21 protein-coding genes and 1 tRNA gene are annotated in these 23546 nt (G+C 58.4%); 15 read left to right on the top strand and 7 right to left on the bottom strand.

Going from position 1 to position 23546, the window contains the following annotated elements; all coding sequences use genetic code 11:
* The first annotated feature begins 81 nt into the window (after positions 1-81).
* The 7 genes from ACR0C3_RS01700 to ACR0C3_RS01730 all read left to right on the top strand — a co-directional run bounded on the left by ACR0C3_RS01700 (position 82) and on the right by ACR0C3_RS01730 (position 7457).
* Positions 82-1167, top strand: a complete 1086-nt coding sequence (locus ACR0C3_RS01700; protein WP_475216082.1) for an AI-2E family transporter — start codon at positions 82-84, stop codon at positions 1165-1167.
* Between the two features lie 166 nt (positions 1168-1333).
* Positions 1334-2311: an AAA family ATPase gene (locus ACR0C3_RS01705; RefSeq protein WP_170641528.1), complete on the top strand. Its 978-nt coding sequence runs from the start codon at positions 1334-1336 to the stop codon at positions 2309-2311.
* 20 nt (positions 2312-2331) lie between these two features.
* Entirely contained in the window at positions 2332-3279 is a 948-nt protein-coding gene (locus ACR0C3_RS01710) for a DUF58 domain-containing protein (RefSeq protein ID WP_480756834.1), read from the top strand.
* The gene (locus ACR0C3_RS01715; protein ID WP_170764212.1) at positions 3276-3749 is read left to right on the top strand and encodes a DUF4381 domain-containing protein; all 474 of its coding nucleotides are present in this window, start codon (positions 3276-3278) and stop codon (positions 3747-3749) included. Before ACR0C3_RS01710 ends, ACR0C3_RS01715 begins: the two co-directional genes overlap by 4 nt.
* Positions 3746-4732, top strand: coding sequence for a vWA domain-containing protein (locus ACR0C3_RS01720; RefSeq protein WP_480756835.1), 987 nt, complete (start codon positions 3746-3748; stop codon positions 4730-4732). Before ACR0C3_RS01715 ends, ACR0C3_RS01720 begins: the two co-directional genes overlap by 4 nt.
* Before the next feature lie 2 nt (positions 4733-4734).
* Positions 4735-6237: a VWA domain-containing protein gene (locus tag ACR0C3_RS01725; protein ID WP_480756836.1), complete on the top strand. Its 1503-nt coding sequence runs from the start codon at positions 4735-4737 to the stop codon at positions 6235-6237.
* On the top strand, positions 6234-7457 hold the full coding sequence (locus ACR0C3_RS01730; protein ID WP_480756837.1) for a hypothetical protein: 1224 nt from the start codon (positions 6234-6236) through the stop codon (positions 7455-7457). The genes ACR0C3_RS01725 and ACR0C3_RS01730 overlap by 4 nt, the downstream gene beginning before the upstream one ends.
* 1 nt (position 7458) lies before the next feature.
* Here the strand turns inward: ACR0C3_RS01730 and ACR0C3_RS01735 are convergent, their stop codons facing one another.
* Entirely contained in the window at positions 7459-8139 is a 681-nt protein-coding gene (locus tag ACR0C3_RS01735) for a Crp/Fnr family transcriptional regulator (RefSeq protein WP_480756839.1), read from the bottom strand.
* 198 nt (positions 8140-8337) lie between these two features.
* Here ACR0C3_RS01735 and ACR0C3_RS01740 point away from each other — a divergent pair, with 198 nt between their 5' ends.
* From ACR0C3_RS01740 to cls, 3 genes are all read left to right on the top strand, one after another.
* Complete coding sequence (locus tag ACR0C3_RS01740) at positions 8338-9948, top strand: arylsulfatase (RefSeq protein ID WP_247748279.1); 1611 nt, start codon at positions 8338-8340, stop codon at positions 9946-9948.
* Between the two features lie 73 nt (positions 9949-10021).
* On the top strand, positions 10022-10996 hold the full coding sequence (locus tag ACR0C3_RS01745) for an HAD family hydrolase (protein WP_480756841.1): 975 nt from the start codon (positions 10022-10024) through the stop codon (positions 10994-10996).
* Positions 10997-11020: 24 nt separating this feature from the next.
* Positions 11021-12433 carry a cardiolipin synthase gene (gene cls, locus ACR0C3_RS01750; protein WP_480756842.1) on the top strand — a complete coding sequence of 471 codons (1413 nt, stop codon included), beginning with the start codon at positions 11021-11023 and terminating at the stop codon, positions 12431-12433.
* Here cls and ACR0C3_RS01755 read toward each other — a convergent pair.
* Positions 12430-12864 (bottom strand): potassium channel family protein, encoded by a 435-nt coding sequence (locus ACR0C3_RS01755; RefSeq protein WP_170373652.1) that lies wholly within the window; start codon positions 12862-12864, stop codon positions 12430-12432. The two genes, cls and ACR0C3_RS01755, sit on opposite strands and share 4 nt — an antisense overlap.
* Before the next feature lie 159 nt (positions 12865-13023).
* Here ACR0C3_RS01755 and ACR0C3_RS01760 point away from each other — a divergent pair, with 159 nt between their 5' ends.
* The 3 genes from ACR0C3_RS01760 to ACR0C3_RS01770 are packed head-to-tail and all read left to right on the top strand — an operon-like array spanning position 13024 to position 17103.
* Positions 13024-13671 (top strand): ABC transporter ATP-binding protein, encoded by a 648-nt coding sequence (locus ACR0C3_RS01760; protein ID WP_480756844.1) that lies wholly within the window; start codon positions 13024-13026, stop codon positions 13669-13671.
* Complete coding sequence (locus ACR0C3_RS01765; protein WP_480756846.1) at positions 13668-16073, top strand: FtsX-like permease family protein; 2406 nt, start codon at positions 13668-13670, stop codon at positions 16071-16073. Before ACR0C3_RS01760 ends, ACR0C3_RS01765 begins: the two co-directional genes overlap by 4 nt.
* Positions 16063-17103, top strand: coding sequence for a lipocalin-like domain-containing protein (locus ACR0C3_RS01770; RefSeq protein ID WP_480756848.1), 1041 nt, complete (start codon positions 16063-16065; stop codon positions 17101-17103). The genes ACR0C3_RS01765 and ACR0C3_RS01770 overlap by 11 nt, the downstream gene beginning before the upstream one ends.
* Position 17104: 1 nt before the next feature.
* Here ACR0C3_RS01770 and ACR0C3_RS01775 read toward each other — a convergent pair whose 3' ends face one another.
* The 4 genes from ACR0C3_RS01775 to ACR0C3_RS01790 all read right to left on the bottom strand — a co-directional run bounded on the left by ACR0C3_RS01775 (position 17105) and on the right by ACR0C3_RS01790 (position 21705).
* Positions 17105-17536, bottom strand: coding sequence for a universal stress protein (locus ACR0C3_RS01775; protein WP_170641507.1), 432 nt, complete (start codon positions 17534-17536; stop codon positions 17105-17107).
* Positions 17533-20145: a TRAP transporter permease gene (locus tag ACR0C3_RS01780; protein WP_480756850.1), complete on the bottom strand. Its 2613-nt coding sequence runs from the start codon at positions 20143-20145 to the stop codon at positions 17533-17535. Before ACR0C3_RS01780 ends, ACR0C3_RS01775 begins: the two co-directional genes overlap by 4 nt.
* 102 nt (positions 20146-20247) lie before the next feature.
* A complete protein-coding gene (locus ACR0C3_RS01785; RefSeq protein WP_170373646.1) occupies positions 20248-21216 on the bottom strand; it encodes a TAXI family TRAP transporter solute-binding subunit in 969 nt (322 codons plus the stop codon).
* Positions 21217-21619: 403 nt separating this feature from the next.
* Positions 21620-21705: transfer RNA gene (locus tag ACR0C3_RS01790), tRNA-Leu, on the bottom strand.
* Between the two features lie 145 nt (positions 21706-21850).
* Here ACR0C3_RS01790 and ACR0C3_RS01795 point away from each other — a divergent pair.
* Positions 21851-22429 carry a YqaA family protein gene (locus tag ACR0C3_RS01795; RefSeq protein ID WP_480756851.1) on the top strand — a complete coding sequence of 193 codons (579 nt, stop codon included), beginning with the start codon at positions 21851-21853 and terminating at the stop codon, positions 22427-22429.
* Complete coding sequence (locus tag ACR0C3_RS01800) at positions 22426-22893, top strand: disulfide bond formation protein B (protein WP_480756853.1); 468 nt, start codon at positions 22426-22428, stop codon at positions 22891-22893. The genes ACR0C3_RS01795 and ACR0C3_RS01800 overlap by 4 nt, the downstream gene beginning before the upstream one ends.
* Here ACR0C3_RS01800 and ACR0C3_RS01805 read toward each other — a convergent pair.
* Entirely contained in the window at positions 22890-23477 is a 588-nt protein-coding gene (locus ACR0C3_RS01805) for an HNH endonuclease (protein WP_170458136.1), read from the bottom strand. The two genes, ACR0C3_RS01800 and ACR0C3_RS01805, sit on opposite strands and share 4 nt — an antisense overlap.
* Positions 23478-23546: the final 69 nt, after the last annotated feature.

Genomic DNA, 23546 nt, shown 5'->3' on the forward strand with positions numbered 1-23546 from the left:
TATAAATAATTGAGCGCATTGCATAAACTCATTGCCCTGTGCAGGATCGTACCAAGCACCTTTTGCCAAACTGGTTTGCACATGCCTCTGGACCCGAACACCACCAAGGAAGTCCCCCGCGCCACACTGCCTGTGGTGCGTGACACCTGCATTGTCGCAACCCTTGTGGTTTTGGGATTATACGCCGGAGCCGCATTCCTGATCCCGTTGACCATGGCTCTGCTGGTCAACGTGCTGATCATCGCGCTGAGCGACCGGATCGCCGCCCTGACGCGTGTCCCCGTTTGGCTCGCCAACATAGCTGGTGTCACCGTCGTTCTGGCTGGCTTGTTCATGATTATGTATATCCTCGGAAGTCAGGCCACCCAGTTCGCCCGCACCGTCGGCACCTATGAGGAGCAATTCGACAATGCCGTGAATCGCGTCGCCGGATTAGTCGGCAGCGACGTGACGCGTTTTATCCGGGACAATCTGGTCAGCATCGACATGTCCTATGTCGCCCGCATCCTTCTGGGCAGCGCGACCTCGCTGCTGAACCAGTTCTTCCTGATCAGCCTCTATGTTGCGTTTCTGATGGCCGAGCGTTTAGCGTTTCGAAAGAAAATCCAGATGGCGGCCGGCAACCCGCAAACCGGTCGAGAATTCGCGGCCATGCTGGATGCGATCTCATTTAGTCTGCAACGCTATGTCGGGGTCAAAACCCTGATCAGCCTGATCACGGCGGGCATAAGCTACAGCATCTTTCGCGTGCTGGGCCTTGAATATGCCGAGACATGGGCGGTGCTGACCTTTGCGCTTAACTTCATCCCTTCGATCGGGTCGATTATTGCCGTCATCTTCCCCGCGATGATCGCCCTGGTACAATTCGAAAGCATCGCTCCGTTTCTGGTGGTGGTTCTGGGCTGCGGCACCATCCAGTTCCTGATCGGCAATTTCCTCGACCCGGCGTTGCTGGGCCGATCGCTGAACATGTCGACTTTTCTGGTCATCCTTGCCCTGATGTTCTGGACCACCGTTTGGGGCCTGATCGGAGCCTTCCTGAGCGTCCCCCTAACCGTCTGTATCCTGATCGTCTTCAGCCATATCCCCGCGCTCAGGCCTGTTGCGATCCTGATGTCTCTAGATGGCAGGCTTGGGGATGACAGCAACGGCGCGGTTTCTCGCTAGTTTCGCCGCCTCGCAAAAACAATCAAATATAAGGAAGTCAGAATTCCTGTTGGTCTGCGTGGTGTCGCGCTGATAACATGTTCTCATTACTTGAAAATCCCGAATCCGGGTCCCTGCAGGTACTAGGCTGCACGGCCTGCCTTTCGGGCCGGAACGGGATATTTTTATGAGCGCACTCAATCAGATCATGGATCTCAGATCCCGCATGGCGCAGTCGATCATTGGACAGACCGAGGTGATTGATCGCCTGTTGATCGGTCTTCTAGCCAACGGCAACCTGCTGATCGAAGGGCTACCGGGTCTGGCAAAAACGCGCGCGGTCAAGGCCATGGCCAAGAACATGGACGCTCAGTTCAGCCGTATTCAGTTTACGCCGGACCTGCTACCTTCGGACGTGACCGGGACCGAGATTTATCAGCAAACGGACAAAGGCAGCGAATTCAAATTCGAACCCGGCCCGATCTTCGCCAACATCGTCCTCGCCGACGAAATCAACCGTGCACCCGCCAAAGTGCAAGCCGCTCTGCTTGAGGCGATGGAAGAACGCCAGGTCACAGTTTCCGGCACAACCCACAAGATGGAGCCGCTGTTCATCGTCATGGCCACCCAAAACCCGATCGAGCAAGAGGGCACCTACCCTCTGCCCGAGGCGCAGATGGACCGGTTTCTGATGCATGTGCAGATCACCTACCCTCCGGTCGAGGATGAGGTTGAGGTCATCCGCCTCGTACGTGGCGAGGACATCGCCGCAGGCAAAGATGCCCCCAAAGAACGTCCGCCAGCGATCCCGCAGGATGCCATCTTTGATGCCCGTTCCGAGATCGGACAGATCCACGTTTCGGATGCAATGGATCGCTATATGGCCGATATCGTGCAGGCCACCCGCACGCCCGAGGCACTCAGCCCCGAATTGGCCAGTTGGATCGAGATCGGCGCCAGCCCGCGCGCCTCTCTTGCGTTGGACAAATGCGGACGCACTCACGCGTGGATGAACGAACGCGACTATGTCGACCCCGCCGATATCCGTGCCATTGCCCATGATGTGCTGCGCCATCGCGTGACCCTCAGCTTCGAGGCGCAAGGATCCGGCAAATCAGCAGATGACGTGATCGACGAGCTGTTGCGTTTGGTTGCGTTGCCATGACCCTTAAGGATACCGGCCGCATGAGTCAGACTGCGCCATATTCCAAAGACCCGCGCATCCATGTGGATGCCGACCAGCTTGTGCGTCTTGGCCCCCGCGCCCGAGCGCTCAGCCTGTTGCCCCGTCAACCCGCGCGGTCGATCCTGAATGGCCGGCATGCCTCGCGACTGCGCGGGCGTGGCCTGAATTTTGAAGAACTGCGCGGCTATCTTCCCGGTGACGACATCCGGACCATCGACTGGAAGGTTACCGCCCGAACCGGAGACCCCCATGTGAGGGTCTATACCGAGGAACGCGACCGCCCGGCCCTGTTGCTGGTCGATCAGCGTGTTTCGATGTTCTTTGGAACCGTCGCCTACATGAAATCCGTCATCGCCGCCGAGGCCGCAGCGATTGCAGCGCATCGCGTGTTGGGTCAGGGAGATCGCGTAGGCGGCCTCGTCTTCAGCGATACCAGCGTGGCCGAACATCGCCCTCAACGCCGCGCAACCGCCCTGACGCGACTGTTGTCTTCCATAGCGGCGGCCAACTCTGGCCTGCATGCGGGCCTGACGCCAGAACCGACCCTATCTTTGAACGATATGCTGACCGAGGCCGCGCGTGTCTGCCAAACCAGCGGGTTGATCTGCCTGTTCTCGGACTGCGACGGGCTGGATGACCGATCGGAAGCCCTGCTCCGCCGTCTTGCCGCGTCGAACGACCTGATCGTGTTCAACGTCGCCGATCCGACATCGCGCAGCTTGGCACCTGACCTCAAACTGACCGTCTCGGACGGGGACGCGCAGATCGAAATCGACAGCTCCGATCCAGAGCTTTCCGCGAAAATCCGCGCCTCCATGGAGGACCGTCTTTCGCAGCTCCACAAATGGTCGCGCCGATACGGGTTCCCTGTGGTTCCCTTGACGACCTCGGAACCGGCGCTGGACCAGTTGCTGCGCTTGTTCGGACATGGCGGAGCACGGCGATGAGCATCGACACTACCGGAAAATCTCTGGTCGACTTGCTGAACATGCTCGAACCCGCGCCCGAGCCTTCGCCCATTTCTATGACGCCTCAGACATGGGGATGGGCTGCTTTGGCAATCCTGCTGCTGATCGTCTTATTCGCCGCGTTCTCGGTCGTTCGCAAACACAGACGCGCAAACGCCTATCGACGTGCTGCTCTGGTCGAGCTTTCGGTGCCGGATATCCCGTCCGCAAAGATCGCCGAGGTGCTCCGGCGGACGGCTTTGGCCACATACCCAAGGGACCAGGTCGCAAGTCTATATGGTGACGAGTGGATTAAGTTCCTGAACGAATCATCAGATATCCAACCGTTAAACCAAGAGTTAAGCCTTGCGCTGACCGAAGCGCCTTACAAGACAAACCCTTCGAACGAAGACCTCAGGCAAATGGCCCGGCATTGGGTCAAGTCTCACAAACCGTATCGGAGCGCATGATGTTTTCCTTCGCCGCGCCCTGGGTCTTTCTCTTGCTGCCATTGCCCGCAGCGGTGTATTTCCTTGCCCCACCTCGGCGTGAGAAGACGGCCGCCGTCCGCATTCCCTTTTTTCGCCGTATCGCGCGAGCCGCTGGTGTTGAGCCCAAATCTGGCTCCGTGATCCGCAACCGAGCCAGACTGCAAACAGCCAGTATCATCGTTATATGGTTTTTTTTACTTCTGGCCCTCGCTAGACCGGAGCGTTTGGGCGAGCCAATTGTGATCGAGAAATCCGCGCGGGATGTTGTTCTTGCCTTGGATATCTCAGGCTCGATGGATCAGCGCGACTTTCAGACTGACTCTGGCGCGCCGATGCAACGACTGGATGCCGTAAAAGGCGTTCTAAAGCAGTTTATTGCCGAACGAGATGGCGACCGGATGGCCCTGATCATCTTTGGAACCCGCGCATTCATTCAAGCCCCGTTCACCGAAGACCTCAATAGTTTGAATGGGTTCTTGGATCAAACGCAAGTCGGCATGGCTGGTCCAAACACGGCGCTTGGCGATGCTATTGGCCTTGGAATACGCACGTTCGAGTCAAGCGAGGTTGACCAGCGCCTGATGATCGTTCTCAGCGATGGGGCCGATACGTCAAGCCGCATGACGCCGGTAAACGCCTCAGGCATTGCTGCCGAAAAAAACGTGGTCATCTACACGATTGGCGTCGGAGACCCGAACGCCTCTGGCGAAGATCGCGTCGACCTGCAGGCCCTGCAAAACATAGCCGACAGGACGGGCGGAGAGTATTTCTTTGCCGACGATACAACAGCTTTGGCGCAGACCTACGCGCGCATTGATGAGTTGAACCCACGAACCGTTGAAACCCAAAGCTATCGACCCCGTCAAAGCTTGTCCCATATTCCTTTGCTGCTGGCGCTGATGACCATTCTGATCAGCACAGCCGGGTTCCATTTCTCCCACCGAAAAAAGGGAGTTATCTGACAATGGACCTTACGGATTTCCATTTTATTCGAGTGTATTACCTGTTGCTCCTCATCCCCATGGCGTTCCTGTGGTGGAGGATCAGACCCAAGCCCACCCGTCAATCTGCCCAGGCGGTCGGGATCGCACCACATCTTGCTGCCGCCCTGCAATTGGGCGCGGAGGAGAACCGTCGAATTCACCCCATCGACGTCGCCATGATCATCGCTACGCTGGTCACTCTCGCGGCGGCGGGGCCGACTTGGTCGCGCGCTCCCAATCCGCTGATCGCGGATACCGCGCCACTGGTGATCGCTCTCAAGGTTACCGAAAGCATGGAGACCACCGATCTTGCACCTTCGCGCCTTGACCGTGCCAAGTTCAAAATCGCCGACCTGATCACCGAACGCGCCGGAGCGCGCACCGCCTTGATCGCATATGCCGGTACCCCACACCGCGTCGCGCCTCTGACCGAAGACGCCAACATTCTGCGCCCGCTGCTTGAGGGGCTGACACCGGCCGTGATGCCGAAACAAGGTGATGCTGCCGCTGATGCCCTGACGCTGGCGCAATCCATTTTGGACGAAAGCGAGAGCCCGGGTGCGGTTTTATTTGCTCTGGACGATCTCGACCCGTCTCAGGTTCCTGCTCTAAGCAACTCAACCCATGATCTTTTCTTCCTGACCATGCTGCCCGACGGCGACCGGATTGCGCAGTTGGGAAATGTCCAAGGCGCTTCGACTGTTGCGTTCACGGATGACGACCGGGATATCTCTCGGCTGCAACGCCAAATTCAGTCGGCCTATACCGCAGCGCTAGCGCTGGACGATGACGATCGGCTGGACTGGCAAGACAAGGGTTGGATGCTGGCCTGGCCCGCTGCGCTGCTGTCGCTTTTGTGGTTCCGAAAGGGTTGGGTGATCCGTTGGGCTCTTTTGGCGTTGTTCGTCCTTCCGCCCTCGGGCGCACGCGCCGAAGGTTGGCGGGATTGGTTCGTGACACCGGATCAGCAGGGGCAAATTGCGATGAACCAGAAGCGGTTTGGAGACGCGGCCCAACTTTTTGATGACCCATATCACAAGGGCTATGCGTATCTCAAAGACGGTCAATATGAACAGGCCTCTGAGATATTCGCCGGTTTGAACACGGCCGAGGCTGCTTTTGCCGAAGGTATGGCCCGTATCCGAAACCGCGAATACCGCCCGGCAATCGCAGCGTTTGAAACCGCTCTGGAACGGAAACCGGATTGGCCAGAGGCGCAACATAACCTTGAGGTGTCCAAGGCCATCTTGGACTATGTCGAAACGACCCGGGAGCAATCCGACACGGGCGAGGAAGCTGGCATCGGCGCGGACGATACAGTGTTCGACAATGACGACGCGCGGGGCAGTGAAACCACGGTTCAAGCGCCTAAGGACGGACCGCAAACGTTGAATGCGAAGCAATGGATAAGCACCATTGATACCGACATGCAGGATTTCCTGCGCAACCGCTTCCTGTTGGAAAATCAGGAGCAAACGGAATGAGATACGCGCTCCTCTTCATTCTCCTCTTCCCTGTATCCGTCTTCGCGCAAGGCAACGAAGAAACCGCCCCGCAGATCACCGTGGAGGCTCCGGAGGAGCCCGTCATCGTCGGCCAACCAGCGATTGTTCGGATCAAGGTTCTGGTGCCGACCTTCATGCCGCAACCGCCGGAATTGCCCTCTCTAGAGCAACAAAACCTCTTAGTGCGCCTGCCCGAACGGGCCTCGGGGCCGGTCAGCGAGACCATGAACGGAGAGACATGGTCGGGCGTTCAGCGCAGCTACCGTGTGTATCCGTTGATTACCGGCGACATCACCTTCGACGCGCAGTCAGTTGCTGTGACCTATGCCGATCCCAACACGAATGCTCCGGTTCAAGTCACGGTCGACCTGCCTCCGGTCAAGATCACGGCCGAAATACCGGCTGGCGCGGAAGGCCTCGATCCGTTGATCATCGCAACCGCGTTTACACTCGAGCAGAAACTCGAAGGCCCAACCGACATGCAGGCCGGTGATGCCATCACGCGCGAATTGACTGCGCGTATCTCTGGCACAACGCCGCTGTTGATCCCGGTTCTGACACCGCAACAGCAAAGCCCACTGCTGCGCGCCTATCCCAAAGAACCCCGGATTTCAGAAACCGAGGAACGTGGCGTGTTGTCCGGCCAACGTCAGGAAGAGGTCGTGTATATCGCGCAGCAAGAAGGTGTCGTGCAGTTGCCCGAGGTTTCCATCGACTGGTTCAACCTGCAGACCAACCAAGTCGAAACCGCCTCAGTTCCCGCGACAGAGCTGACGCTTGCACCACCGAAATGGCAGCCGCCCAGTCTGGACGAAGTTCTGAAGATCGCTGCCTTCGCCGCGATCGCCGTTCTCGCAATTGGTGCTTTGTGGCGTTTTCTTTCCCCGCGCATCAGCGGTTTGAGAGAGGCACGCCGTGGTCGGTATCTGGCGTCGCGGAGATATGCTGAAGACGCTTTGAAGACCGCCGTACAAGCTAATGATTTAAATGCGACTTATACCGCGTTGGAGCTTTGGAGATCGCGTGGCGGCAACTCTAAGAATGCGGAGAAGCTGGAGGACTGCCTGACCCGTATCGGTTCTGCCCGGTACTCCGGTCGCGATCAATCCGAAGACTGGAGGACTGCCCTGCAAAGCCTAACCTCAATGAAAGATGCGGTCCCGCGCGACAAGGATGCTTTGCCTCCGCTTAACCCCTAGATCAGCTCTGGCAATTGGCAATCAGTTTGCTGCGGTCGATGAGGCGCAGGCGCCCATAGCCGAGTTCAACCAGTCCCAGATCCACCAGACGATGCAGGTTCCGATGCAAGGTCGGCTGAGAAACCGCGACCATCGCAGCCAGCTCCTCTTGCGATACGATGATCCACCCCTCGGCTTTCGCAGCACCCTCGTCCAGATGCAACAGACGCAAAACAAGGCGCTTCTCGGTGCCCGTGACAGCCAGATTGGCCATGATGCGCAGGGAGGTTTTCATGTTCTCGCGCGTCAAGGCGTAGAAATCGCGTATGTATTCCGGGTTGTCTTGTACCAGCCTCTCGACCCGTGAGGTGGGAAAGAACAAGGCCCGGGTTGTTTGGGTCGCCATCACACTGATCAGGCGCCGTGCTTCGGCGAACAGCGCCAAATCACCAACCCAAAACCCACGCCCATCGCGATGAACGACAAATTCCTGCCCGTCATCAGCCGGTGCGGTGATTTGCACGGCGCCGCTGAGAACCGCGTGAATTCCATTTGCCTCATCGCCGTAGAGATAAAGCGTTTCCCCCGCATCAAAGGTTTTTCGCACGGCGCAGGTCATAAGATCGCTCTGAAATTTGTGGCCGCGCGCGCCAAACCAATCCGACTGGGTCAGCGTTCGGATATCCTCATCAACATCAAACATTAGTATCTTTCAAAGCGATCATATGATAAGTTTTCGATACGTTTCATAGCCTAATCTAGTTCTGTTCGATTCTCGGACCAATAGATAGTTTTTTGTCCGACAATCAACACCTTGCTCGCGGTCTTTTCTTAAGTCGGCCGCTGCCATTAACGATAAAATTACCGGGCCATTAATTCCCGTTTTACTGAGGAGTACTACATGTCACCTCCACGAATGATTGCTAACAATTGGCGCAGTGCAGTGCGCAGGGTCGCTGTTGCGACGGTTGCCGTTGCCCTTGCCCTGCCGGCTTGGGCGCAGGATCAAAAGCCCAATATTCTTGTGATATGGGGCGACGACATTGGTCAGTCCAATATCTCGGCCTACACGATGGGTCTGATGGGATATCAGACACCCAATATCGACCGCGTTGCCAAAGAAGGCATGATCTTCACCGACTATTACGGTGAGCAGTCCTGTACCGCGGGCCGGTCCTCCTACATCATGGGTCAGTCCGTGTTCCGGACCGGTCTGTCCAAGGTTGGCCTTCCCGGTGCTGATCTGGGGATGCAGGTCGAGGATCCGACCATTCCCGGCCTGCTGAAAGACCACGGCTATGTGACCGGTCAGTTCGGCAAGAACCACCTGGGTGACAAGGATGAGCACCTACCGACAAACCATGGATTTGATGAGTTTTTCGGGAATCTTTATCACCTGAATGCCGAGGAAGAACCGGAAAACGAAGACTATCCCGGTGATCGCGTGTTGGCCGATGGCCGCACCTTCCGCGAGGCGTATGGCCCACGTGGCGTGATCAAATCCAAATCCGATGGCACGATCGAGGACACCGGCCCTCTGACCCGCAAGCGCATGGAAACCGTAGATGATGAGACCGTGGCGGCCGCAATCGACTTCATCACCCGAGCGCATGAGCAGGGTCAGCCCTTCTATGTCTGGTGGAACGGGACCCGTATGCACTTCCGGACCCACGTCAAGGACGAGATGCGCACCAAGGCCAACGAAATCTCGGGTCGTGTGGCCGATGAGTACACCGCAGGCATGATTGAACATGACATGCATGTCGGGCAACTGCTGGATTTGCTGGACGAGCTTGGCATCGCCGACAACACGATCGTTCACTACTCCACCGACAACGGCCCGCACATGAACACATGGCCGGATGCCGCCGCGACGCCTTTCTGGGGTGAGAAGAATACCAACTGGGAAGGCGGATGGCGTGTGCCCTCGATGGTGCGCTGGCCGGGCCAGATTGAGGCCGGTTCTGTCACCAACGAGATCGTTCACCATATGGACTGGCTGCCCACCTACCTTGCGGTTGCCGGCGATCCGGACATCAAGGAAAAGCTGAAAGCGGGCTATAGCTCGTCTGGTATGGGCCGCGATTACAAGGTGCATCTGGATGGCTACAATATCCTGCCCTTGCTGACCGGTGAGTCCACCGAAAGCCCCCGGAAAGAGATCTTCTACTTCTCCGACGATGGTGACCTGACGGCGCTTCGTTTTGAAGACTGGAAGCTGATCTTCCTGGAGCAGAAAGCATGGGCAACACTGCGCGCCTGGATCGAACCCTGGACCGAGCTGCGCATCCCGTTGATCATCAACCTGCGACGCGACCCGTATGAGCGCGCATACCGGACCTCGAACACATACTATGACTGGCTGTTGGATCGGGCCTATTTCCTGGTTCCCGCCCAGCAATATGTCGGTACGTTCCTGAGCACGTTTGAGGAATTCCCACCGCGCCAGAAAGCGGCAAGCTTCAACCTTGATCAGGTGATGGAGAAGCTGACAACGCCGACCAACAACTAAGATCGGCGCCCAAATAAACCGGGCCGCCCGTGTTGGGGCGGCCCTTTTCCATTCAAAAACCACCGAGAATTTCATGAAACACGCTGTTCTTAGCGCCCTTTTGTCTGTTGCCCCCTTTGCGTCGCTGGCGGACCCCCTGCCCAGCTGGACGCAAAGTGACTCGAAAGCCGCGATTGTAGAGTTTGTCCAGGCCGTGACCGACCCTGACGGCCCGGATTATGTCACCCCTGCAGATCGGGTCGCGGTCTTTGACAATGATGGCACGCTTTGGGCGGAACAGCCTGTCTATTTCCAATTCATCTTTGCTATGGATCGGCTGGCGAAAATGGCCAAGCAGGATCCAAGCATCCTGACCACTCCGACCTTGAAAGCCGCCGCCGAGGGTGATCTTGCGACCATCCTAAAAGGCGGTCACGACGCGTTGATCGAGGTCGTCAACGCCTCGCATTCCGGCGTCAGCGTCGAGGCGTTTCAGACCGCGGTAGCCGATTGGCTGGACAATACGCAGCACCCCGATACCGGTTTACCCTTTGATCAGATGACCTACCAACCAATGGTCGAGTTGTTGCGCTATCTGCGTGATGAGGGATTTACGACCTACATCGTTTCAGGCGGCGGTCTTCATTTCATGCGGGTCTTTGCCGAACAGGCCTATGGCATTCCGCCCGAGCAAATCCTCGGCACTTATGGCACCACCAGCTATGCGCAGGTCGATGGTGTTCCAACCATCGTCAAGGAACCGGGCATCGCCTTTATCGACGACAAGGAGGGCAAGCCGATCAACATCGAACGCACACTCGGCAAGCGCCCCATTCTGGCCGGGGGTAACTCGGACGGCGACTTCGCCATGATGGAGTGGACTACGGCCGGTGATGGTCCGCGTCTTGGGGTCCTTGTCCACCACACGGATGCGGAACGGGAATGGGCCTATGACCGCGAAAGCCCAATTGGGCGCTTGGTTGATGGGTTGGATAAAGGCCCCGACATGGGCTGGGTCATTGTGGATATGGCGCAGGACTGGTCTCGCATCTACACTGGCGCTAACTAACCTGCGCCGGAGGCCCTCAACCCTATGTGGACATTGCTTGTTTCTGCCCTCGTTTTTTGTCTCTACGTGACAGCAGGCGTGTTCTCGCTACGCGCGGCGCAAACCGCGCGTACCCCTCAGGGTGCAGTGGGCTGGGTGGTCTTCCTGATCTCGGCCCCCTTCTTTGCGGTACCGATGTATTTGTTTCTAGGCCACCACCGCTTTCGCGGCTACCGCATCGCGCGGCAGGAAAGCGAGCGTGTCGTCGAGGGCATCAAGACCTTTGCCGACTATTCGAAACCCGATCCCTCGACTATGACACTCAACCCACGTCCGTTTGAGGTTCTGGCCCACCTGCCCGTCTCACGCGGGAACGGGGCTGAGTTGCTGGTCGATGGGCAGGCCACGTTTGATTCGATTTTCAAGGCGATTGACTCCGCTAAAAACTACATCCTGATCCAGTTCTACATCGTCCGGGATGATACACTTGGGCAAGAGCTGCAGAAAAAGCTGATCGCCGCAGCCAAGCGCGGCGTACACGTTCGGTTCATGACAGATGCCGTCGGCAGCTACGGCCTTCCTCCCACATATCTCGAAACGATGCGCGAGGCTGGGATAGATGTAGCCGACCCCAAAGAACAACGTGGCCCGAACTTCCGGTTTCAGCTGAACTATCGCAATCACCGCAAAACGGTAATCATTGATGGCGAAACCGGATTCATCGGCGGCCACAATGTAGGGGTCGAGTATCTGGGCCAAAGCGAGCGTTTCGGCCATTGGCGAGATACCCACCTGAAGATGACCGGCCACATCGTGCGGCAGCTACAGCTGATTTTCTGCGAAGACTGGCACTGGGCGCGCGATGAGGATCTGATTGACCACCTTGATTGGGCAGGAAGCGAGGCCGAGCAGGACATGAACGCCCTATTGGTGGCAACCGGGCCGGGAGATGACACCGAAACCGGCGCAATGCTGTTCTTTGCCGCCATCGCCGAGGCCAAGGAAAGGTTATGGATCGCCTCGCCCTATTTTGTGCCGGACATCGACATCATGACTGCCCTGCAGCACGCGGCCATGCGCGGGGTCGACGTCCGTATTCTTTTACCAGACGTGATCGACCACCGCCTGCCCTGGCTGGCCGCCTTCGCCTATTTTGATGAAATCCGAGACTGCGGCGTGCGGGTGTTCCGCTACACTGACGGGTTCATGCATCAAAAAGCGTTTGTGGTCGACGATGCCCTGGCTGCGGTTGGAACGACAAATCTGGACAACCGCTCATTCCGGCTGAATTTTGAGGCGATGGCGCTGTTCTTCGACCCACGCGCGGCGGAAGCCGTCAGTGAGATGCTCTCAGCCGATTTCGAGAACTGCTATGAGCTAACGCGATCCATGCCCCAGCAACCAGCCCATATCCGTTTTGGTGCCCCTCTGGCGCGGCTCTTTGCCCCTATTCTTTAAGAGAAAATTCGGTCCTGAAATACGCGCGTCATCATGGCAACCATGTAAGCGGTCGACAGGCCAAAGGCCAACAGCCCCGCCACGGAAGCGAAAGACCCGAAAATCCGAAGTGCCTCACCCAGAACAATGTCGCCGTAGCCCAGGGTCGTGAAGGTCACCAAGGAAAAGTAAATCGCGGTGTTCCAATCCGGCAGAACGTCGAGCAACACCCAGACGATCGCCCAAATCCAAACCTGAATGGTGTGGATCGCGACAATGAAAACGAGAGCCACCGCAATCGGCATCGCCGTGCCCATAAACACGCCTCTCTTTTCCAGATTGGTTTCCATCTTCATGATCACCACGGTACACCATGTCAAAAGCAGGATTTCGACCAGAAAACAAAGGCCCAGAAACGTGCTTCCCCAGACAATCTGATGTAGCAAGGTCATGTTTTTACGTCCTGAATCAAGCTGCGGTAAGGTCGTCTCAGCATGACCTTTGCGGCCCGCAAGCACAAGGGCACAGGCCGATGTCACGTATCAAGACCTAGTCGGCACTGGACAGCGGATCAAACAGTTGCACATCTAGGACAAAAAGCGAGGCGGATCATGCTGTTGTCGATTGAACATGTTCACAAGACCTATCCCGGTGGACGGCCTGTGCTGCAGGATGTCTCGCTGTCGCTGGACCACGGCCAAACCTTGGCGCTGACCGGTGAAAGCGGCAGCGGCAAATCCACCTTGCTGAACCTCTCGGCCGCGCTGGATCATTTCGACGCCGGAGAGATCACGTTGGACAGTATTGCTCTGTCGGGTCTGGATGATGCCGGGCGCGCCGGGCTGCGACGGAAACACGTCTCGCTAGTATTTCAGCAGTTCAACCTGATCCCATCGCTGACGGTCACACAGAACCTGTCCTTCCACGCGCGGCTGGCCGGGTGTCATGATCCAGATTGGGAGGCGCATCTGGCCGATCGCCTCGGCCTGAGCGATCTTCTGTCCCGCTTCCCCGAGCGTTTGTCCGGCGGTCAGCAGCAACGCGTCGCCATCGGGCGCGCGATGGCCGTCAGGCCCAAGCTGCTGCTCGCGGATGAGCCGACGGGCAATCTGGATGAAACCGCCAGTGCGGCCGTTCTGGATCTGATGCTGTCCCTCGTGACTGAGTCAGGTGCCGCGCTGCTATTGGTGACGCATTCGCAAGATATCGCAGGCCAACTGGATCGCAGAGTTCATCTGGCAGGCGGGCGTATTCAATGACGGCTGCCATAATACAGGCGCTGTTATCTCATTGGCGAAGCCATTGGTTGCAGCTTGCAACGCTTCTAATTGGGATCGCGTTGGCAACCGGGCTTTGGTCGGCGGTTCAGGCGATCAATGCTGAGGCCCGCGCCAGTTACGCCCGTGCCAATGCGCAGCTTGCCCTCGGCCAGTTTGATGAGCTGCGCGACCCTTCCGGCGCGATCCCATTGGCCCGCTATGCCGACCTGCGCCGCGCCGGTTGGCAGGTCGCAGCGGTGCTCGAGGGGCCCTATCGCATCCACGGCCGAACGCTGCGCGTGTTAGGCGTCGACATGGTCGCCTATCCGGCCCTGCCTGCGATCACCGAGGCTGAGGCCGAAACGGATCCCGCTGATATCCTGACAGCACCGGGCCGCTTGCTGGCCTCGGCTGAGTTAGCCACCCTATTGCAGTCGCAAGACGATCTGCCGCCGGTCCTGATAACAACCGAGCTTCCACCCGATGTCATCCTGACTGACATTGGAGTTGCCGAAACCTTGCTCGGGGCGCCCGGTCAGATCTCTCGCCTTGTCGTTCTACCGAGCCAACCTCGCTCGGTCCCTCCACTGTCGGAAATCGTACCCGAATTGGACCGGGTCAGCCCCACTTCACAAGTCGATACCGCGCAGCTGACCGATAGCTTCCACCTGAACCTGACCGCGTTTGGAATGCTGTCCTTTGCCGTGGGGCTGTTCATTGTCAATGGAACAGTCGGTCTGGCTTTTGCGCAGCGTCGCGGCATGATCCGAACGTTGCGGGCGCTTGGTGTCTCGATGCGGCGGCTGGTTTGGTTGATCCTGGCTGAGCTGACCCTGCTGGCCCTGATCGGAGGCATCATCGGCTTGATCCTAGGCTTCTTCCTCGCCGGAGCGCTTTTACCAGATGTGGCCGCCACATTGCGCGGCCTCTACGGCGCACCTGTGACCGGGCAATTGACTCTCCAACCCGCATGGGCGTTGGCTGGACTAGGAATGGCGCTCGGAGGCACTCTGATCGCAAGTGCGCAAGCCTTATGGCGCCTGTCCCGCATGCCGTTGTTGGCAGGTCCGGGCCTGCAAGCCTGGCGCGGCAGCGGGCAAGGCCAACGGTTGGCGGCCTACTGCGGCTTGGCGCTGCTTGTCTTCGGAGGCCTCGCCTACACCATGGTCGGAGGCCTCCTCGGCGGCTTCGCACTATTGGCAGGCCTGTTGACGGGGGCGGCCTTGCTGTTGCCGATTAGTCTGTCTGTAGCGCTAAACCTCTGCGCCAGTCGCGCCAAAGGCCCGGTTGCGCAATGGGTCTGGGCAGACATGCGCGCGCAACTGCCCGGTCTGTCGCTCGCTCTGATGGCGCTGCTGCTGGCCTTGGCGGCGAATATCGGCGTGGGAACCATGGTCTCCAGCTTCCGCCTCACCTTTGTCGGCTGGCTGGATCAACGACTGACCTCCGAGCTATACCTGACCACTGAGAGCGACCAACAAGGGCGCGAGATTACCCAGTGGCTAGAGCCGCAAGTCACCGCAATCCTCCCCATCCGCAACGTAGAATTGGCGCATGAAACCGGGCCGTTGTTCCTGTATGGCGTGGTCGACGACCCGACCTACCGCCAGTATTGGCCATTGATCGCGCGTGCAGATGACAGTTGGGATCGGGTCATGTCGGGTGACGCTGTGTTGATCAACGAACAGCTTGCACGACGCGCTGACCTCTGGCCCGGTGATGTGCTGCGCCTTGGTCCGAACCACCAATTGCCCGTCGCAGGTGTTTACTCGGACTATGGCAACCCAACCGGACAGGCGATTGTTTCGATGGCTCAACTGGACCTGATCGCACCGGGGCAAGAGGCGCGGCGGTTCGGCATTCGCCTGGACCCAAACCGCGCAACCGAGTTGGCGCAGACCCTGCGCGAGCGGTTCGAGCTTGCGCCTCATGCCGTTGTTCAACAAGCGGCGATGAAGGCCCAATCCCGCGCGATCTTCGAGAAGACCTTTGTGGTAACCTCAGCCCTGAATGTCTTGACACTTGGGGTTGCCGGGTTTGCCATCCTCACCAGCCTCCTGACGCTCTGGACGCAGCGCCTGCCCCAGATCGCTCCGGTTTGGGCGCTCGGACTAGACCGAGCACAATTGGCACGGCTGGAGCTGTCGCGCAGTGCCATACTGGCCGCGATGACGGCTTGCCTTGCGCTGCCACTCGGTCTGATCCTCGCCTGGGTGCTGCTGGCCGTAATCAATGTCGAGGCCTTCGGCTGGCGGCTGCCTATGTTTGTCTTCCCATGGGACTGGCTGATTCTCTTCCTGCTGACCCTCGTTGCCGCGCTGGCCGCGGCCGCCCTGCCCGCCCTGCGTCTGCTGCGGTTGCCACCCGCCGACTTGCTGAGAGTATTTGCCAATGAACGCTAAGGCCTTTTTGATTGCGGTGCTGCTTCTCTTCCCCTTTGGCGCATTGGCTCAGGGGTATGCAGGGCTTGGCGGTTCCGCCGAAGGATTCGAAGTCCCTCAGCGCGGCTACACGTTCGAGTTCCCCGCAGATCATGGCCCTCATCCCGCGTATCGGATCGAATGGTGGTATTTGACGGCTAATCTGAAAGGCGACGGCGGGAAGGACTATGGCATTCAATGGACCTTGTTCCGATCAGCCCTGAAACCCTTTGAAACCGAAGGCTGGCAGAGCCCTCAGATTTGGATGGGCCATGCCGCAGTCACCACACCCGAACGCCACTTCTTTGCGGAACGCCTGTCGCGCGGTGGTGTTGGACAGGCCGGTGTCACGGCGCAACCGTTTGCGGCCTGGATCGACGAATGGCGGATGAGTGGACCTAACTTCGATACTCTGTCCCTAACGGCACATGGCGCGGATTTTGGCTATGACCTTTCGCTGAACGCCCAAGGGCCGTTGGTCTTTCATGGGGACGCTGGCTATTCGGTAAAATCCGCCGACGGACAAGCGAGCTACTACTACTCGCAACCGTTCTACGCTGTGGAAGGCACATTGCACCTGCCAGACCGAGACGTCACGGTCACCGGTCAGGCGTGGTTGGATCGTGAGTGGTCCTCGCAACCACTGGCCGAGGATCAGAGCGGTTGGGATTGGTTCTCGCTCAGCTTTGATACCGGCGAGAAGCTGATGGGTTTTCGCCTGCGTGGCGATCGTCAGGACTTTACGGCCGCCACATGGATCAATGCCGATGGCACCACGCGGGCGTTGCCTGATGGGTCGGCCTCGTTCAAGCCGCTTGAAACCGCGCCGGTTGCCGGGCGCGACGTGCCGATACGCTGGAACGTCGCACTGCCAGAATATGACTTGGACGTTGAGGTTGCGGGTTTAATACCCGATGCATGGATGGGAACGCGATTTGAGTACTGGGAAGGCCCGGTCACCGTCTCAGGCAGCCACGCCGGGCGCGGCTATCTGGAGATGACCGGATACTGATCTACCGCACGACGTAGACCGAGACGTTTGCGTGCCGCACCACGCGGGCGGCGTTCGGCCCCAGAAGATAGTCCTTCAAATCCGGCTTGTGCGCACCGATAACGATCAGGTCCGACCCCGCACTTTCTGCGGTTTTCAGGATCTCCTGATAGGCGGTCCCGGTGGCGACGACATGCCGGACGGAGGCATTACGCTCAGCGCCCAAGGTCGCCACGCATAGCTCGGTCAACTCAACCTGTGCCTGTTCCAACGCCTTTTCGTGGTGGTCTGCCTCGAAGAACCCTGAGACCCAGCTTTCACCATAGTCCGGCAGGACGGTCACCACATCCAGTTGCGCGCCGTCCATATTCGCCAGTGCGGCCGCTTTCTGCAATACAGGGCTGTCCAGATCACCATTGCTGATATCTACGGCGCAGAGAACCGATTGTGTCATGCCGCCACCTCTTCTTGTCTGGCGGCCCTGCCGCGTTGCAGGAAGGCGATCAGGCCCAACAAGAGCATCGCCGGGATATAGATCAGCTGTTTTGGAGGCTGACCGGACGGCAGGCTGACCGAGCTCAGACGCACCGCGTCATCGCCGTAATAGTCGAAAATGCCCAACTCATCCGCGACGGGCGAACCGAAAAGCGGCTCTTCGAGTTTGACCAATCCGTCCTCTTCCAACAGCAGCAGACCCATGGCGTCAACACGCGCGGCTCCGCCCTCTTCGTCGCCGACAGTAACGACAACGGTAGTGTCGGTCATCTCGAGCGTGTCGAAGTCAGGACCGCTGACAACAACGCGGACCTCGGTGCCCGGAGGCGTTTCTCCGATGGTTTCCACGAAGGCGGCTGGCTCGACTGAGCTAAAGGGTGGTGAGATGCGGTCCATGAAGAAGTCTGGCCGGAACAGCGCAAAGGCTACCGCGATCAGGGCAACGCTTTCGTAAATGCGGTTATGGGTCAGGAAATAACCCATTGTGCCCGCTGTGAAGACCAAAATCGCAATCGTAGCGAATATGGCGACGGTGATCCCTTCGACCCATGTCACGTCGATCAGCAGCAGGTCTGTGTTGAAGATGAACACAAACGGCAGCGCTACGGTCCGCAGGCTGTAGAAGAAGGCCGTGAAGCCGGTACGAATCGCGTCACCACCGGACACGGCGGCCGCCGCAAAGCTCGCCAACCCGACCGGAGGCGTCACGTCCGCCATGATCCCGAAGTAGAACACGAACAGGTGAACCGCGATCAGCGGAACGATCAGCCCGCTTTGCGCGCCCAGTTCGACCACAACGCCTGCCATCAGTGAGCTGACGACAATGTAGTTCGCCGTTGTCGGCAGGCCCATACCCAGGATCAGGCTGAGGATACCAACCATCACCAGCATTAGGATCAGGTTGCCGCCCGACAGGAATTCGACCAGATCGGCCATCACTTGGCCCACACCGGTCAGCGTCACGGTGCCCACGATCACGCCCGCAGTGGCCGTGGCCAGTGCGATCCCGATCATGTTGCGCGCGCCGTCGATCAGGCCTTGCCACAGATCTGCAACACCGTCGATGAAGCGGTTGTAGACCTCGCTCTCTCCCCGGAAAATCGCTTTGAGTGGCTTCTGCGTCAGCAGGATCACGAACAGCAGCGCCGTTGCCCAGAAGGCGGACAGACCGGGTGATTTCTGCTCGATCATCAGGAAGTAGACCAGCACGATGATCGGCAGCAGATAGTGCAGACCGGCCTTGTAGATGTCCGCGATGACGGGAAGTTCAACCTCTTTGGCGTTGGGATCATCCGGCTCAAGATCCGGGACCTGCGCAGCAAGATAAAGCAGCGCTACATAGACCGCACAGACGATCAGGCTCAGCACCATGCCAGCGGCCGTTGGCACCATGCTGGTGACCGCTTCGACCGGGTATTGCGAGCCGTAGCATAGGCCAGCAAAGACGATGAAAAAGGACAGCATTCCGACCACGGTCCGCGCGAGGTGAACCTCACGGTTGCCCAGCGTCGGCATGTTCCGCTTCACGGCTTCCAGATGAACGATATAGACCAGCGCGATGTAAGAGATCGCAGCCGGCAGGAAGGCATGGGTGATGACCTCAACGTAGGAAATACCCACATATTCCACCATCAGGAAGGCCGCGGCCCCCATGACAGGTGGCATGATCTGGCCGTTCACGGATGAGGCAACCTCGACCGAGCCCGCCTGCTCACTGGAGAAGCCGACGCGCTTCATCAGCGGAATGGTGAACGTACCGGTGGTCACAACATTGGCAATCGACGAGCCAGAGATCAGACCGGTCGCCGCCGAACCCACGACAGCCGCCTTGGCCGGGCCACCGCGTAGATGGCCGAGGGCGCCGAAGGCCATCTTGATAAAGTAATTCCCTGCCCCGGCTTTATCGAGCAACGCCCCGAATAGCACGAACAAGAAGACGAATTTAGTCGACACACCAAGCGCGATGCCGAACACGCCCTCAGACGTGATCCACATATGGCTCATTGCTTTCTTCAGGCTCGCGCCTTTCCAGCGGATCACCTCAGGCACCCATTCGGACGAGCCGAAGAAGACATAGGCAAGGAAGATCGTCGCGATGATCGCCATGGCCGGGCCAAGCGCACGACGCGCGGCCTCGAACAGCAACAGCAACCCACCCAGCGCGACCCATTTATCGGTGTCGTCCGCCAGACCGCCTGCATTCACGATCTTGTCGTAGAAAAAGTAGCCGTAGAGCGCCACAAACGCGCCCAGCAGCCCCATAATCCAGTCCTGCACGGGGATATAGCTCCGAGGGCTGGATTTCAGCGCCGGATAGGCCGCAAAAGCCAAAAACATCGCAAAGGCCAGGTGGATCTGGCGCGAGTTGTTGACCACGCTGCCAGGCAAAACGACGTTTGATACTGGCGAGGCCAAAACGACCTGAAACACCGACCAAAGCGCGGCGACAATCGCCAGAAAGATCCCGACACTACCGACCGGGTTACGACCGCCGGCATCGGAGGAGGCAACAAGCTCCTGAAGCTCTTCTTCGGATAGCGGTCGGTTGGATTGCGTGTCGGAACTCATATAAATGTCTCCCCGTCATGTGGCCTTTTTGGCCTTATTTTTGCCCGTTCGGTCCGGGCTTGGGTTGCAGGGCGCCCTTGGGCACCCTGCTTCAGGTCTGGTTTACTGAACCCAGCCTTTTTCTTTGTAGTACTTTTCAGCACCCGGATGCAGCGGAGCCGACAGGCCGTCCGCGATCATCTCTTCGGGCTTCAGGTTTGCAAACGCAGGGTGCAGCTTTTTGAAGTCGTCAAAGTTCTCGAAGACCGAGCTGACAACTGCATACACAGCATCTTCCGACACATCTGCCGAAGTCACGAAGGTTGCGCCAACACCAAAGGTGGTGGTGTCGCCGTCCGAGCCACGGTACATGCCACCCGGAATGGTCGCGGTACGGTAGTACGAGTTGCCGTCGATCAGGCCGTCAATCGCGTCGCCAGTGACGTTCACCAGAACGGAATCACATGCGGTGGTCGCTTCCTGGATCGAACCCGACGGGTGACCAACAGTGTAGATCATCGCGTCGATCTGGTTGTCGCACAGAGCTGCCGACTGCTCAGCCGCTTTCAGCTCGGATGCCAGTTCGAAGTCGTCCAGAGTCCAGCCCATGGCTTCCAGAACAACGTCCATGGTGCCGCGCTGACCGGAACCGGGGTTACCGATGTTAACGCGCTTGCCTTTGAGGTCTTCAAAGCTGGCGATGCCGGAATCGGCACGGGCCACGACGGTGAAGGGCTCAGGGTGTACCGAGAATACAGCGCGCAGATTTTCGAAGGGGCCAGCCTCTTCGAATTTCGATGTGCCGTTGTATGCGTGGTACTGCCAGTCGGACTGGGCCACACCAAACTCCAGCTCACCCTCGCGGATGGTGTTGATGTTGTAGACCGAGCCGCCGGTCGATTCGACCGAGCAGCGTACGCCGTGTTCCTTGCGGCCTTTGTTGACCAGACGGCAGATCGCACCACCGGTGGGATAGTACACGCCGGTTACGCCACCTGTACCGATGGTGATGAACTCTTCCGCATAGGCGGCAGGTGCCATCATTGCAGCGGTCACAAACGCGCCGAGGCTAAGCTTGCTGCTGTTTTTCATTTAAGAACTCCCATTATTATGACTTGGGCGGGAAAAGGCTGACGCCTCCCTTCCGGGACCCGCATTGGGGATTGTGCCGATAGGTCAGATCAATCCGCATTGCAACAGGGCCAGCTGTATAGATTTTCCGATATCTCCCAACAGGTCCGAGGTTTCATTCAGATACGCTGAAAGTCAAGGCCAGCCCTTCGACAGAACGCCTCTCGCATCAGATATGAGGTTGTTTTCAAATCTTTCCCCATCGAGCGGCGGCTTCTAAGCCATTTGACCCGCAGCGAGGTAAAACGCATTTTATTCAGAGGATCGCGGTTTAAATGCCCAATAAGGGTGCACATGCGTAGCAAGACATCACTTGAAAAAGAAAAAACAGAGAGCAGGTTCCCCTAACCCTCTGTTTTTACTTTGGTACCCAAGGCCGGACTCGAACCGGCACGGTATCACTACCGGGGGATTTTGAATCCCCTGCGTCTACCATTCCGCCACTTGGGCCACGGACATTGGATTAGCGCCCCTAACCGGGAAGGTCCAGAGGCAAAAACACACTGCCCCGTCGATTGTTGGCCGCACGGCAGTTGACCCTTCCGCACGCCCGTGGTTTGCCTGTCACGACCTGAGACGCGACTGTGAGAGTGTGATGCTGCGATCCCTGTATGATTGGACCATTCGGCTGGCCGAGCACCCTCATGCCCTATGGGCGCTTGCCGTCGTGGCCTTTATCGAAAGCTCGTTCTTTCCGATTCCACCCGATGTCCTGATGATCCCGATGATTCTGGCGCGCCCCTCGAAGGCGTGGCTCATTGCAGGCGTTGCCCTGGTGGCCTCGGTTCTGGGCGGTATGCTGGGCTATGCGATTGGCGCCTTTGCCTATGAAAGCATCGGACAACCCATTCTCGAATCCATGGGCAAGGCCGACGCGATGGAAGAGTTCAACACCCGCTTCAACGATTTCGGCTTCTGGGCCGTGCTGGCGGCCGGTGTGACCCCCTTCCCCTACAAGGTGATCACCATCATGTCCGGCTGGACCGGCATGCCGCTGGGTAACTTCATTGCGACCTCGATTCTGGCGCGTGCGTTGCGGTTCTTCCTTGTGGCAGGCCTACTGTGGAAGTTCGGAGAGCCGATCCGGGACTTCATCGAAAAGCGCCTCGGGCTTATGTTCACCCTGTTCATCATCCTGCTGTTTGGTGGGTTTCTGGCGGTTAAATATCTATGACAAAACGATCGACTTACGTGATCCTCGCAGCCGGAGGATCGGCGGCTCTTTTGTTGGGCGCATGGGGATTTCAGCATATTGGCGGCCTGGCACCCTGCAAAATGTGCATCTGGCAACGCTATCCCCATGTCGCTGCAGTCGTGATCGGGGCTCTGGCCTTGGTGTTGCCAAAACTCAACCCGCTACCGCTGATAGGAGCCTTGGCCGCGACGATCACGGCCGGAATTGGCTTCTTTCACGCGGGCGTCGAACAAGGATGGTGGGAAGGCCCCTCAACCTGCACCTCCGGCGATATTGGAGGGTTGTCGGCAGAACAACTGATGAATCAGATCATGGCCGCCCCCCTAGTGCGATGCGATGAAATCCCGTGGGAAATGTTTGGCTTGTCCATGGCCGGTTGGAACGCAGCCATTTCCGCCGTTCTGGTTCTGCTCTGGCTGGCCGCGTGGCGCGCGAAGGCTTAAGCCTCGTCCAGTTCCGCGTCCCAATAGAGGAAGTCGATCCAGCTGTCATGCAGGTGGTTCGGCGGGAATTTCCGTCCGATATTGCGCAAGGCCTCTGCATCGGGCTGACGCGGCGGTTTGCGCAGGTTCATTCCTGCCTGACGTAGCGATTTGGAGCCTTTGCGCAGGTTGCACGGGCTGCACGCAGCAACCACGTTCTGCCAACTCGTCACCCCTCCGGCGGCGCGCGGCACAACGTGGTCAAAGGTCAGGTTGTCCCGGCTTCCGCAATACTGGCAGCGGAATTCATCCCTCAGAAATAAATTAAAGCGCGTGAAGGCCACGCGCTTTCTGGGTTTTACATAGTCTTTGAGGACAACCACCGACGGTATTCGGATCTCGGTGCTCGGGCTGCGGACCACTTCGTCATATTCAGCCACGATATCGACCCTGTCCAACCAGGCCGCCTTGACCGCCTCCTGCCACGGCCACAGAGACAAGGGATAGTAGGATAAAGGGCGGTAATCGGCATTCAAAACCAAGGCCGGATGCTGTTTGAGCATACCCGGTTCTCTTACAAAATCGGTCCTGAAGTCTCCGTCCATCACAGAATCGCTCCTCGCTCTCAGCTGCCCGTTTGTGACACCAGAGCGGGGAGCACCCGCCCCGGCCTT

This window comes from Ruegeria sp. CK3, from assembly GCF_056536565.1.